Genomic DNA, 13157 nt, shown 5'->3' on the forward strand with positions numbered 1-13157 from the left:
AGGGTTCTTGGCCCCAACTGGAGGACCATTTCATGTTTGTTATCACCCTGATCGCCAAGCCCGGAAAATTGCAGCCTGCTTTGGTGGAAAGCCTGCGCAATGCGTGGGGTGGCCAATCTGCGCAATGGCTCGCGGCGGATGAGGCGGCAGAATTTGCCGTTGATACCAAGCCCGTGAACCTGTGGGATGTCTGGGTGGACGTACAAGAAATGGGCGTCGATCTGGTGTGCCAACCGCTGATCGGACGCCGAAAAACTATGCTGCTCGCCGATATGGACAGCACAATGATCCAGCAGGAATGTATTGACGAACTGGCAGATGAAGCAGGCGTAGGTGCGCGCGTTGCCGATATTACAGCCCGCGCCATGAACGGTGAACTGGATTTTGAGGCTGCTTTGATCGAACGCGTCGGACTGCTGCGCGGCATGGCCGAAACTGTCATCGGCCATGTTTTGGCCACCCGAATCACCCACATGCCGGGCGCTGCGACGTTGCTGGCTACGATGAAGGCAAATGGCGGTCACGCAGCATTGGTATCCGGTGGGTTCACAGCGTTTACCGCGCAGGTGTCAGCCCAGCTTGGTTTTGACGAAAACCGCGCCAATACGCTGCTGATCGAAGACGGCAAATTGACGGGTGACGTTGGCCGCCCGATCCTTGGCAAAGCCGCCAAAGTGCAAGCGCTTGCGGAAATCACCGCGCGTATCAATATCACCCAAGACGACGTGATTGCGGTGGGTGACGGCGCAAATGACCTTGGCATGTTGCATGCCGCAGGCACGGGTGTTGCGCTTCATGCAAAACCGTCAGTCGCCGCACAATGCGACGTGCGCATCAACCAGGGCGATTTAACAGCGCTGCTTTATATCCAAGGCTATGCGAAGACCGAATTCGTCTAGGCAAGCGCCGCGCTAGGTCGCATGTCGCCGGTAATAAGCCCCGCGAAATTCACAAGGTCTGGATTGCAGTAGGCTTTCACGCTCGGATCATTGGGGTCCAGCACACCCAACCTGCACAGAATCGCCGCCATCGCGCATTCTGATGCGCGTGTCGTGCCGTCGATGATCTTCAATGCAACGCCCAGCCTCAATTCTGGCAGGATCGCTATGAAAAATCCTTCGGCACCTGTCTTCACCGCCGCCTTGCCCTTGGCAGCCCGCATCAAATGGGTGCAAGCGCGGTCCTCGTTGGCGATCAATTCAGGATGCGCCATCATCCCGTTGCGCAGCCGTACCATCGCACCGCCGCGTGTTGTGCTGTCGTCGGCACTGGCGAACGTCGCCATGGCGCGCCCGATCCCGTGAAGGCTGGACGCGAAATTCGGCGCGCTGCATCCATCAATGCCCCAGCCCGCCGACGATTCTTCGGTCAACTCCTCAACCACCTGTTTGATGCCGACTTGCAGCGGATGGTCGATCGCAACGTAGTTCGGCCCCCATCCGTTCGCCTTGGTCATCGTCAGAAATCCGCAGTGTTTGCCTGAACAATTGTTGTGATAGCGGCACGGGTTGGCGTTGCCCCTGATCAACCCGTTTTTTGCGGGCGTATCGGCGGGCCACTGCGGGCCGCAATTGAACGCATCATCCGTCTGCTCAAGGTCTTTCAACCAGCGCTGAACCCTGTCCGTATGGATCGCCGCCCCCGAATGGGACGCGCAGGATAGTGCCAGCTGCTCAGTTGTTAGCCCGCACCGATCCGCCACGCCACTTTCCACCATCGGCAGCGCTTGCAGCATCTTGGCAGAGCTGCGCGGGAAGACCACAGCGTCCGGATCACCCCACTGGTGTACAATCTCACCTGCCTCATCGACCACAACAGCGTGACCACGATGGACGCTTTCCAGCATACCTCCGCGCCAAAGTTCAACAAAATCGATTGGATCAGACATGGTTTTTCCCAAATTTAAGATGTTTGCGCGAAGTGTCGCGCAATTATATGTGACCAAAGGCTTTCCCATTTGGGCAAAATCTTGCTAATGCTATAGGTATCGAGTTGAAACCGCTCAATCTAGCCGAAAAGGTACCCATCAGAGGTGCTGCGCTATTGAGAGCAACCAGAGGCACGGACAGCTTGGAGGCTGTATTTATGATTTCAAAGATTTCGCACGCGATTGGCGCGTTCGCCCTTATGACCGCCACCACAACATTGGGCACATCTGCAATCGCGCAGGACACCAGTTCAAACCGCGTTGCGGCCAACACTGATTGGTCGGTTTTCGTTGAAAGCGATCCGACCGAATGTTGGGCCGTTTCTGCGCCTAAGGAAACTGTAAACTCCCGCGATGGGCAGGTCGTATCTGTGCGCCGGGGCGAGGTTTTATTGTTCGTATTCTATCGCCCGGGTGCTGGCGTGAACGGCCAAGTGACGTTCACGGGCGGCTATCCGTTCGCAAGTGGATCGACAGCCGAACTCGATATTGGTGGGACCACTTATGAGTTGTTCACCGAAGGCGAATGGGCTTGGCCCGCAACGCCGGAAGATGACGCAAGCATCGTTGCTGCGATGAAACGCGGTTCAGCGGCCACCGTGTCGGCTCGGTCCGGTCGTGGTACAGTCACCCGTGACACCTTCTCGCTGCTCGGCTTTACGGCGGGCGTCGAAGAAGCCGCGAACCGCTGTTCTGGCTGAAACGTCTCGTCATAGATTTAAATGGCCCGGCTTTCTTTGGGAGCCGGCCCTTTGTGTTATGAAGAGACGTCTTATATAGGGCCAAGATAGTCCACGCACCGTATTGGAGTCGATTCTCATGCAGCCGCAAACGCCCATCACCCAAGACGTCATGACGATCAAACGCATTCTCCCTGAGGACGGCCTGACAAACATCGTCGGCCTGACGCGCGATCAACTGCGCGATGCACTGATTGGCGTTGGCGTGACCGAAAAACAGGCCAAGATGCGGGTCAACCAAGTCTGGCAATGGCTCTACCATTGGGGGGTGCGTGAATTTGATGTGATGACGAACCTGTCAAAAGACTTTCGTGCGACACTTGCCGAACATTTCAAAATCGAACTTCCTGAAGTCGTCACCAAAGACGTGTCCACGGACGGGACCCGCAAATATCTCGTGCGCATCGCGGGCGGCCATGAGGTTGAGGTGGTCTATATTCCTGAAAAAGATCGTGGCACCCTGTGCATCTCAAGCCAGGTTGGCTGCACGCTGACCTGTTCGTTCTGTCACACAGGCACGCAAAAACTGGTCCGCAACCTGACGGCAGGTGAGATTATTGGCCAAGTTATGCTGGCCCGCGATGACCTGAACGAATGGCCCGAACCGGGGCAGGGCACGGGCGACAATGGCCCGCGCCTTTTGTCTAACATCGTGTTGATGGGCATGGGTGAGCCGCTTTATAATTTTGAAAACGTGCGGGACGCGATGAAGATCGCAATGGACGGCGAAGGCATCGCACTGTCGCGCCGCCGCATCACGCTGTCGACGTCTGGTGTCGTGCCGGAAATTCACCGCACTGCCAATGAAATCGGCTGCATGCTGGCAATTTCGTTCCACGGAACCACGGACGAAATTCGCGATAAACTGGTGCCGATCAACAAAAAGTGGAACCTTGAAAAACTGCTCGAAGCATTGGCCGCTTATCCGAAAGTCTCCAATTCCGAACGCATCACATTCGAATACGTAATGCTGAAAGACGTCAACGATTCAGACGAAGACGCGCGGCGACTGGTAAAATTGATCGAAGGCATCCCCGCCAAAATCAACCTGATCCCGTTCAACGAATGGCCCGGCGCACCCTACAAACGCTCCGATTCGGATCGCATCAAGGCATTCGCGGACATCATCTACAACGCAGGCTACGCATCACCGATCCGCAGGCCGCGTGGCGAAGACATCATGGCCGCCTGTGGTCAGTTGAAATCCGCCACCGAACGCGCCCGTAAATCGCGCAAACAAATCGACGCGGACGCCGGACTCTAAGTTCGCCGACCGCTCCACCGCTCGCGTATTCGAACAGGTTGATCCTCCAGTCGCCTTCGATGTTTACAAAGACGACACCCGGAGCGGCCTCATACTATTGTGTGACCTGTTCAAACACAGTGCGCTGGGGGTTGTGATAGGCGATCAGCGCCCCGGAATAGCCCGGCGCTTTTCGCCCGCGCCTTCCCAGTTCTCCAAAGCATCTACCGCTTCTTCGGCGGTTTCCACAAACCGGAACAACGTCAGATCGTCCGCCGAAATCGTACCGGCATCTGACAGGGCATCCCAATTGATGATGCTTTCCCAAAACGCACGACCGAACAACAAAAACGGTATGCGTTCCATGCGACCCGTCTGGATCAGCGTCAGCGCCTCGAATGTTTCGTCCAACGTGCCAAATCCGCCGGGGAAAACCGTAATCGCCTTGGCGCGCATCAAGAAATGCATTTTGCGAATCGCAAAGTAGTGGAAATTGAAACTCAGTTCCGGCGTGACGTATTTGTTCGGGGCCTGTTCGTGTGGCAGCACGATGTTCAATCCGATGGATCGGCCACCGGCATCAACTGCACCGCGGTTGCCCGCCTCCATCACGCCGGGTCCACCACCCGTGACGATCACGTTTTCACCGGCCTTGCCCATATGCGTCATCAGTTTAGCAAACTTACGCGCCTCGTCGTAATATTTTGACAGATCCGCCAGCGTTTTGGTGCGTGCGGTGTCTTTTTTGGCAGGCTCGGGTATCCGCGCACCGCCGAACATCACGATCGTCGACTCAATCCCCTGTTCGTCCAGCATCAATTCCGGTTTTAATAATTCCAACTGCAATCGCACGGGCCGTAATTCATCGCGGCACATGAATTCCGGGTCCGCAAACGCCAGCGCATAGGCAGGGGAGCGCGTCTGCGGCGTGTCTGGCACATGGCTCGCCTCTTCGCGGTCTTGCTGACTGTCGCGAAATGGGTGGCGGCGGTTGTCGACTTTCATGGATTTGCTCCTTGTTGAACTTTGCATTTTAGTGGCAGGTTGGCGAAACATTGTCCAATGACACAGGGCCCGCCATGACCATTACCCAATCTGACATAAACGCCGCCGCGACCCGCATTAAGGGCCACGTTCATGTCACGCCCGTCATGCGCTCAAGCGCGTTCGGGCTGCCACTGCAATTCAAGCTGGAACACACGCAAATCACCGGCTCGTTCAAAGCACGCGGCGCGTTCAATTCGCTGCTGACAGCGGATGTGCCGCCCGCTGGTATCGTTGCCGCATCCGGTGGCAATCATGGCGCTGCCGTTGCACATGCCGCTAAAACGCTGGGCCATGAGGCGCACATTTTTGTTCCCGAATTCGCAGGCCCTGCCAAGATTGACGTGATCCGTCAAACCGGCGCGACGCTGCATATTGTTGCGGGTGCCTACGCCGATGCCGCCGCCGCCGCCAATGCGCATCAGGCGGCGACAGGCGCGCTCGACATTCATCCCTACAATGGCCCCGCAACCCTTGCGGGGCAGGGCACCTGTTTTCAAGAATGGGACGCGCAGGGGTTGGACGCGGACACCATCATCATCGCGATTGGCGGTGGCGGTCTGATCGGCGGTGCGATGGTGTGGTTCAAGGATCGAAACATAATCGGTGTCGAAACCGAAACGACCAATTCGATGCATGCGGCCTTGCAACATGGCCCCGAAACCGACGTCGATGTGTCCGGCATTTGTGCGAACGCACTGGGCGCAAAGCGTGTCGGGCGTATGGCATATGATATTGCCAAAGGCCGCGATCTGCAAACCCTGCTTTTGCCCGATGCGGCGATTGCCCATGCCCAAAAACTGCTTTGGCAAAATCTGCGCCAATTGGTTGAACCGGCAGGTGCTGCCGCCCTCGCCGCGATCACATCGGGGGCCTATAAGCCCGCCAAGGGCGAAAAGGTTGCGATCCTTTTGTGCGGTGCCAATCCCGCCCCTATCCCTATTTAATTGCCCAAAGCGCACCATCACGCTATGTCGCCCCGAACGCAGTCCACCCAAAGAGGTTAAACCATGTCCAACGCACAACTCGAAGCCGCAATCGAATCCGCGTGGGACGCGCGCGATCAGATCACCGTTGAGACCAAGGGCGAGGTTCGCGACGCGATCACCGACACGCTGAACGCACTGGATTCAGGCAAGCTGCGCGTCGCTGAACGGCGCGAAAATGGCGACTGGCATGTGAACCAATGGGCGAAAAAGGCGGTGCTTCTGTCATTCCGTCTTAACGATATGGCGATGATCGAAGGGTCAAACGGCGGGGCAAGCTGGTGGGACAAGGTGCCATCTAAATGGCAGGGTTGGGGCGACAACGAATGGAAAGCCGCGGGTTTCCGTGCCGTGCCCGGTTCCATTGTGCGCCGCTCTGCGTTCATCGGAAAGAACGTCGTCCTGATGCCGTCGTTCGTCAACATCGGCGCCTATGTCGATGAAGGCTCAATGGTTGATGGCTGGGCCACAGTCGGGTCCTGCGCGCAAATCGGCAAGAATGTGCACTTGTCTGGCGGTGTCGGCATTGGCGGCGTATTGGAACCAATGCAAGCGGGCCCGACCATCATCGAAGACAATTGTTTCATCGGCGCACGCTCAGAGGTTGTTGAGGGTTGCATCGTCCGCGAAGGGTCCGTTCTGGGCATGGGCGTGTTCATCGGCCAATCCACCAAGATCGTGGATCGCGAAACCGGCGAAGTCATGTATGGAGAAGTGCCGCCCTATTCCGTTGTCGTCGCAGGCTCCATGCCGTCAAAGAACAACGTCAATCTGTACTGCGCGGTCATCGTGAAACGCGTCGATGCAAAGACCCGTTCCAAGACCGGCATCAATGAGTTGTTGCGGGACTAAGGTGCTGTTCGCTCAGATGAACGGCTTGTCAGAAATTGCGTTTGAGCGACGCGAAAGGCTGCGACTGATGTCTGAACTTTACGAAATGCGCCAATGATTATGTCTCGAACCCTCGCCAAGCGACGTATCGCGGCGGGGGTTCGGCCCACGTGGGGCGCGGCATGGGCACCTGTCGCCCTCGACGCTGCCTGTCTTGTCGCAGCGTTTGTATTGCTGTTCCGCCCGTTCCAATCCCTGACAGAAACGTTCAATTTTCCGGTCTGGGCGACCGTCACGGCCCTTCTTGCCATCGGATTCATCCCCGTCCAAGCGGTGCTGATATTCTCGTCCCTCTGGGCGGCCAAGTCACGCTATAGCGACGACGACGCGACGCCCTAGCGGCTTGAATTTCCAAACCAAGTTGTCATCAACTCACCATAGGTTCCGTCTTCGCGCAGGCGCAAAAGTGCTCGATTGATCTACTCTGCCAAATCGCTGTTGGGCGGCAGGGCGATCCCGTAACTCTCACGTCGGTAAATGCGCGGCAGCAACCGCGTCGCTGGCTCCGCATGGGCGTTGGAATAATACGACAGGATAGGCACATCAAAAACGATCGCATCCAGTTGCCCCGCTTCAAGATCGGCGAACATGTCGTTGGACGACCCATAGCCGACATAGGATAAATCCCGCGTATCCAAGAACGTCGCCGATGTTGATTCCGCAATCGTTGCTATCCGCTGACCCTCAAGATCATTGATCGAGTCCACATTTTCTTGCAAGGCCTCAACGGTCATAGTTAACGTGATCGTCGCCACGAAAATCGACACAAGGAACAGGCTCGACACCACCAGAATAATCGCAAACACCCGCCCCAAACGGGTCTGCGGCACCCGTTCCTCGAAGCCGCCATTCACCACCAAATTTAGCGACCACCAGAACGAATGAAACAACGCGTCCGATCCTTTACGGTCGAAGTAGGCTTGCGCGCGCCGCTCAAGCAGCCACATCAGAATGCCACTGCCAAACAGCAGGCCAAGGGCCGCCAAAACGATAATCAAAAGATCCCGCGTCAACAGCGCTGATATGAACGATCCACCGCCACCTTCATCTAGCAGCAACACCCCGATGCCGCCGTCAAAGATCGGATGTGAAAAGTCCAAATAACTCTCACGATCTGCGGTGATCGAAATATTGGCGACAGCGCCGTCGTGTAACCCATCCTCGAGTGACGACAGCATCGCAGGAAAACTCTCATAAAACTCGAATGTAATTTCACGCCCAAGCTGATTGGAGATTTCGCGCATCAGCTCAAGGCTGAAACCCGTATCCCCTCCGTGCCAATAAGCGTGAGACAATTGACTGGCTAAAGTTTACACTTGAGGGCGTAGGAGAACGAACCCATGGTTATGCCTTCACAATCACCACTTTCGCCAGATGCTGGATCTGGAGCCGTTTTGGCCCCGACGTCGCCTCCCCGCGTTGTTAATGCGCCGTTGGCTCCCACAGCGGAACTGACGAGCATCCCGAAGCGACGCAACTTCACAGCCAAATACAAACTGCGCATTCTGGATGAGACGGACCAAGTGGCAGACACTGGCGGGGTTTCCGCCATTCTACGGCGGGAGGGGCTTTATTCCTCTGCACTGACCGATTGGCGCCGTGCGCGGGCGGCCGGCACATTGGGTGCATTGCAGCCAATGCGCCGTGGCCCACAAAAGGCACCTGCCAATCCATTGCAAGCTGAGCTGGCCAAGGCCAACCGTGAGGTGACAGCCTTGCGGCGCCGTCTGGATCAGGCGGAAGCCATCATTGCCATCCAAAAAAAAGTGGCGGGACTTCTGGACGAGATGGAGCAGACGCAAGAGCGCAGCGGCAAATCATGATGGCCGTCGCGATTGCATTGCCCACCGGCAGCGGCTTGACCTCGGCTGTCTGCGCCGCGCTATCATTATCGCGCGCGAGCGTTCTTCGACAGCGTGCGGCGCTGACGGCACCACCACGCACACGCCCACCGCGCGCAGCGTCTTCGCGGGCTCTGCCGGAAAGGGAAAGAGACCAGGTATTGCACCACCTGCGCGAACCCCGCTTTGCGGATCAGACGCCCACAGAGGTCTTTGCCACCTTGCTGGATGAAGGCACCTATCTGTGTTCAATCCGCACGATGTATCGGATATTGGCCGCGCAGGGCGAAGTTGGCGAACGCCGCCGACAGCGCACACATCCCGTCTATCAAAAGCCTGAACTTCTAGCTGAAGCCCCCAATCAGGTCTGGTCTTGGGACATCACCAAGCTGAGGGGCCCGGTGAAATGGTCCTACTTCTATCTCTATGTCATCCTCGACATCTTCAGCCGCCGCGTTGTTGGCTGGCGCGTCGAGCACGCGGAGAGCGCCAGCCAGTTCAAAGAGCTGTTCATCGACGCGATGGAAAAACACGAGGTTCCACGCGATCAGCTGACATTGCATGCAGATCGCGGTGGGCCCATGAAGGCAAAGACGACAGCCCTGATGCTGGTTGATCTTGGTGTGCTCAAGTCCCACAGTCGGCCCCACACCTCAAACGACAACCCGTTCTCCGAAGCCCACTTCAAAACACTGAAATATCAGCCAGAGTTCCCCAAGAACTTTGAAACCATCGAGCAGGCTCGCGCATTCTGCCGCAGGTTCTTTGCATGGTATAACCAAGACCATCATCACGCCGGGATTGGTCTGATGACGCCCGACCAAATCCATTTTGGGCAGGCCCAAGAAATCTACACCGCGCGACAAGCAACACTAGACGCGGCATTCCTCGCCACGCCCGAACGCTTCGTACACAAACCACCAAAACCGCCTCAAATCCCGACCGCCGTCTGGATCAACCCACCAAAACCAACCGAAGAAACCCAAGCCTAAAGTCCAAAAGCCACTGTCTCAAAGTCGTTGACACGTTCCGTCCACCCCATCCATTTGCGTGGCGAACGGCAGGCGTTCAACGGTTGCAAATGACAGCGGTTCGTCCTGTGCAAAAGCTGGAAAAGCGCTGCAAACAAACAAAAATACGAAGAAGGCCCGTAACATCATCATCAATAAACTTCCCAAGGTTCGAAGGACCTTGTGCGCAAGGGCAGGTTTCGTCAATGCGCCGTAGGTCAGCGTAGACGTTGACGCCACGCATGCTGGGCGTTACGGCCACTTCCATGACCGATTCATCCGATGCCAAACCCAAAAAGAAAAAGCCCTCGCGCCAGCAGGTGTTCACCCTCCTCGTAGAGGTTGGCCGCAAAGTCGGTGATGGGCTTCCCAAGGACAGCACAGGTGCCGCGCTGATGATTTATGCCTCCGGCATAGATGAGGCAGAGGCCGTGCGCGAAACCGTCGCCATCCTGAAACAGGCCGATGTGGCACCCCTTGATGTGTCTGGTTACGGCACGCTGGACGAACGCCTCGCTGAAGGGCACGAGATCGCACAAGAAGAACGCGAATTGATGCAGCGCGCGTTGGACGAAAACAGTGTGATCGTCGCGCAAATGACACCGTTCTTTGAAGGCGACGACGAAATTGATGACGACGAAGATGATGATGGCGGCGCGGTACACTAGCCGATCGTCACTCCCGTAAGCGTCATCGCCTCATGGCGTCGCAACACAGGTGCGGCGAGCCCGACGCGACTTGGCCGCAAGTCAGGGGCCAGATCCGCAAGAACCGAACTTTTGATCAGCGCCGGCTTGTCCAGCACCGCAGAGGCATCAAAACTTTCAACCAAGGCGCCGTTCACCGTTATAATTCCATGGGTCCCAAGCAGGATTTGATAATAGGTCATCACCGCTGGCACGGGCTTTGTTGACACCGCGCAATTGCGCGCCTCAAGATGCCGCACAGCCGTGGTCACGCGCTCTTCGCCGAACAGATATTCAACCTCCGATCCGGCCAGACAGACCCGCTGATCACGGGTCGTCACCAAGTCATCCCATAACTTCATATATGGACGACGCAATGTCATTGGCGCGAAACGCCCCAAAGTGGGCAAAGTCGCATGCCCTGCCCATAGAACTGGCGCCGGATGACCGTCTGCAATATTCACCAGATCGCCTGCTACGACATCATGCAACGCTTTTGGACCCGTTGGCGTGTCGACTGCGGCCGCGCCTGACAGACCCGGTAAAGGCCCCAGCGGGCAGGGCGCATCAGCAATCGCTGCAAATACCACACCCGCGCCGATCTTGCTGCTGTTCGCGTCGGTCATGATCAGTTGGGCATCGTGCATGGACAGTGGAAAAGGGGTCGCGAAAGATGTCTGCCAAAGCAGCCCGTGATCTGGCAGGTGCACACTCAACTGCCCACGTCGCGCGGGCGCATCCCACGTATAGGTAATATGCGCAGTCTGCACGTCACTGCCGAGCGTTGTTTTCAGCGCCGTCTGCAAATGCCGCGCCCCTTGGCGCATCATTAAACGTACAGTCCCATCTGGTTCTAAACATAGGTTCAGTCCCGATGGCCACGGGGCCAGCACACTAAACCGCAGCAGGTTTATCGGCTGCACAGTCGGGCGCAGCGCGACCTCGATCATCAGGCTCCCGCGGGTTAGCAAATCCGTCCCGACTGGAACACCTGTGGCCGCGCACCCTAGTCCAGCGGGGTTAAAAACCCCGTCTTCCTGCGTGCGCGTTGCGATCCATTTCAGCGTCATATCGCCCTACGCCACCCGACGACGCATGGCTTCCGCCTCATAGCGCTTCAACATCGGGCGCACGGCGTGGCCGTACCCCTCACCGGTTGTCAGATCAAGCTCGGGGAAGATCGTTGCAATCTCCGCAACGATGTCCGCCTCGAATGATTTCGTTGTCTGTGGTCCCGGTAAGAAACTTTCCGTGGCAAGCCCTTCGGCATAAATCACTTGATGCTGGTCAAACAAAAGATGCACATAGTCGACCTCGCCGCCTTCAACGGGGCGGATCGTGCGATCATTCACCAAATCCCGCGCGGCAATAAGGACTTCGGCCTCACCGAAGAATAATTCAGCAAGAACGTCCCTGACCAACACGCGATGCAGTGGCGAAACCAGGATTTCCCCGTGCTGACCCAAGGCATTTTCACGAATGCAAATTGGCGCCATCTTACCAATTGCTGGCACGCTCCGGCGGCCAATCCAGCGCAACGGTTGCGGGCCGTCATCACGTGTCATGACCATGTCGCCCGGAACCAGGCCTTCAACAGCGCGCGGCCCATCAAGTGTATCAATCATAGTGCCCGCTACAAAACAGGGGATCGTTTCGACCGTCAGAAATCCAACATCTGTCTCAACGACATTGCCAGACCCATCGGTGCTCTCGACCTGATAAGTAAAGCTCGTCGTCTCAAAATCATCGTCGGTCGTGATGTCAAACGTGCCATCTGCAAGCAGCTTTACGGTCTGACCCGTCGGAAGCGTAATCGTCTGCCCTGCGACCACAGGATTGCCGTTGATATGGGTCACCTGCAACGTGCCGGATGTGTGGTTGATATCGTTATCCAGAACATCAACGTTCTTGGTGACACCGTCTTGCATCGTCACTTGATCGTCCAGCGCGACCAGTTTGGTCTGTACGGAATCTGCGGCGATCAAAAGGTTGGAATCGTATTGGTTGTCGCTGACATCGGCGATACCGATCTTGATCGAATTCACCTTTCCGACAGTCACTGGAATTGTCAGTGTCATCGTGACGGTAAAACCATCCATCTCGGTGTTGAACTGATCGTTGGTGTTGTCGTTGTACAGGTTGATGTTATCGGTTTGGTTGACCGAATTGATTGTCGTACCGCTGCTCGCGATTGACAGCGGCACGTGCGTTCCGTTTATCCAGACCCCAACCATGTCGTTGAAAACGGAGTTCGTATATTCTGGATATTCGTCCGAGCTAAACACGAATTGCATCGTCAACACAGCATCGGTTGGGATGAAATCCACGACCATATAGGACGCGTCATAAGTGCTGGTGCCGGCAATGGCGTTGAAGTCGGAATCGTTGTCGTCGCCCTTCGTATCCGAACTCGTGTCGGACTTCTCGTTCGAACCACTCTGTTTTTGGTTCGTAAACCCTCTGGCTCTGCCTGTCGAAGAGATCACGCCCGTATCGCCCGGCGTGACATTGCCCGCGACTTCATCTCCCTTTGAATAAATCGCCGAAGACTGCTTGTCCCCAGAATAGGACGCTCCAACCACCGTAACGCCGTCGCCAAAGATCGTATTAGCCATCTCCATCGCCGATGCGTTGGTATCATAACCTAAATTTACGCCTGCAACCATTGAACACACCTACTCTAAAGATGGGACAAGCCAGACGGGCTTCACACGAATACGACGGTGAAATACCTATATCTAGTGGTCGACGTTGCGACCTATGGACCATGTTGGGTCCGCTCGATGTCT

13 protein-coding genes are annotated in these 13157 nt (G+C 56.5%); 8 read left to right on the forward strand and 5 right to left on the reverse strand.

Annotated elements, in window-relative coordinates:
- Positions 1 to 32: 32 nt before the first annotated feature.
- Entirely contained in the window at positions 33 to 899 is an 867-nt protein-coding gene (serB, locus tag OA238_RS00240; RefSeq protein ID WP_015493564.1) for a phosphoserine phosphatase SerB, read from the forward strand.
- Here serB and OA238_RS00245 read toward each other — a convergent pair.
- Positions 896 to 1888 (reverse strand): asparaginase, encoded by a 993-nt coding sequence (locus tag OA238_RS00245; RefSeq protein WP_015493565.1) that lies wholly within the window; start codon positions 1886 to 1888, stop codon positions 896 to 898. The two genes, serB and OA238_RS00245, sit on opposite strands and share 4 nt — an antisense overlap.
- Positions 1889 to 2085: 197 nt before the next feature.
- On the opposite strand from OA238_RS00245, the gene OA238_RS00250 reads away from it, so the two are divergent.
- Together OA238_RS00250 and rlmN are read left to right on the forward strand one after the other, a co-directional pair.
- Positions 2086 to 2628, forward strand: coding sequence for an invasion associated locus B family protein (locus OA238_RS00250; RefSeq protein WP_015493566.1), 543 nt, complete (start codon positions 2086 to 2088; stop codon positions 2626 to 2628).
- Between the two features lie 118 nt (positions 2629 to 2746).
- On the forward strand, positions 2747 to 3931 hold the full coding sequence (rlmN, locus tag OA238_RS00255; protein WP_015493567.1) for a dual-specificity RNA methyltransferase RlmN: 1185 nt from the start codon (positions 2747 to 2749) through the stop codon (positions 3929 to 3931).
- A gap of 144 nt (positions 3932 to 4075) precedes the next feature.
- Here rlmN and OA238_RS00260 read toward each other — a convergent pair whose 3' ends face one another.
- The gene (locus OA238_RS00260; RefSeq protein ID WP_015493568.1) at positions 4076 to 4915 is read right to left on the reverse strand and encodes an LOG family protein; all 840 of its coding nucleotides are present in this window, start codon (positions 4913 to 4915) and stop codon (positions 4076 to 4078) included.
- A gap of 74 nt (positions 4916 to 4989) precedes the next feature.
- On the opposite strand from OA238_RS00260, the gene OA238_RS00265 reads away from it, so the two are divergent.
- The 3 genes from OA238_RS00265 to OA238_RS00275 all read left to right on the forward strand — a co-directional run bounded on the left by OA238_RS00265 (position 4990) and on the right by OA238_RS00275 (position 7170).
- Positions 4990 to 5901 carry a serine/threonine dehydratase gene (locus OA238_RS00265; RefSeq protein ID WP_015493569.1) on the forward strand — a complete coding sequence of 304 codons (912 nt, stop codon included), beginning with the start codon at positions 4990 to 4992 and terminating at the stop codon, positions 5899 to 5901.
- Positions 5902 to 5964: 63 nt separating this feature from the next.
- Entirely contained in the window at positions 5965 to 6792 is an 828-nt protein-coding gene (gene dapD / locus OA238_RS00270) for a 2,3,4,5-tetrahydropyridine-2,6-dicarboxylate N-succinyltransferase (RefSeq protein ID WP_015493570.1), read from the forward strand.
- A gap of 93 nt (positions 6793 to 6885) precedes the next feature.
- Positions 6886 to 7170: a hypothetical protein gene (locus OA238_RS00275; protein WP_044035998.1), complete on the forward strand. Its 285-nt coding sequence runs from the start codon at positions 6886 to 6888 to the stop codon at positions 7168 to 7170.
- Between the two features lie 80 nt (positions 7171 to 7250).
- Here the strand turns inward: OA238_RS00275 and OA238_RS00280 are convergent, their stop codons facing one another.
- Positions 7251 to 8126 (reverse strand): transporter substrate-binding domain-containing protein, encoded by an 876-nt coding sequence (locus OA238_RS00280; RefSeq protein WP_275450489.1) that lies wholly within the window; start codon positions 8124 to 8126, stop codon positions 7251 to 7253.
- A 45-nt stretch (positions 8127 to 8171) separates the two neighbouring features.
- On the opposite strand from OA238_RS00280, the gene OA238_RS00290 reads away from it, so the two are divergent.
- Both OA238_RS00290 and OA238_RS00300 read left to right on the forward strand, forming a co-directional pair.
- Positions 8172 to 9664 (forward strand): IS3 family transposase gene (locus tag OA238_RS00290; RefSeq protein WP_085982719.1). Its coding sequence is split into 2 segments (ribosomal slippage): positions 8172 to 8622 and positions 8622 to 9664, totalling 1494 coding nucleotides; the frame shifts between segments, so codons are not numbered across the junction.
- Positions 9665 to 9948: 284 nt separating this feature from the next.
- Positions 9949 to 10350 (forward strand): hypothetical protein, encoded by a 402-nt coding sequence (locus OA238_RS00300; RefSeq protein ID WP_044037759.1) that lies wholly within the window; start codon positions 9949 to 9951, stop codon positions 10348 to 10350.
- Here the strand turns inward: OA238_RS00300 and OA238_RS00305 are convergent.
- Together OA238_RS00305 and OA238_RS00310 are read right to left on the reverse strand one after the other, a co-directional pair.
- Entirely contained in the window at positions 10347 to 11438 is a 1092-nt protein-coding gene (locus OA238_RS00305) for a Hint domain-containing protein (RefSeq protein ID WP_015493575.1), read from the reverse strand. The genes OA238_RS00300 and OA238_RS00305 overlap by 4 nt on opposite strands.
- Positions 11439 to 11444: 6 nt before the next feature.
- The gene (locus OA238_RS00310) at positions 11445 to 13034 is read right to left on the reverse strand and encodes a Hint domain-containing protein (protein ID WP_015493576.1); all 1590 of its coding nucleotides are present in this window, start codon (positions 13032 to 13034) and stop codon (positions 11445 to 11447) included.
- Between the last annotated feature and the right edge of the window lie 123 nt (positions 13035 to 13157).

It is taken from the genome of Octadecabacter arcticus 238 (genome assembly GCF_000155735.2).
Lineage (GTDB): Bacteria > Pseudomonadota > Alphaproteobacteria > Rhodobacterales > Rhodobacteraceae > Octadecabacter > Octadecabacter arcticus.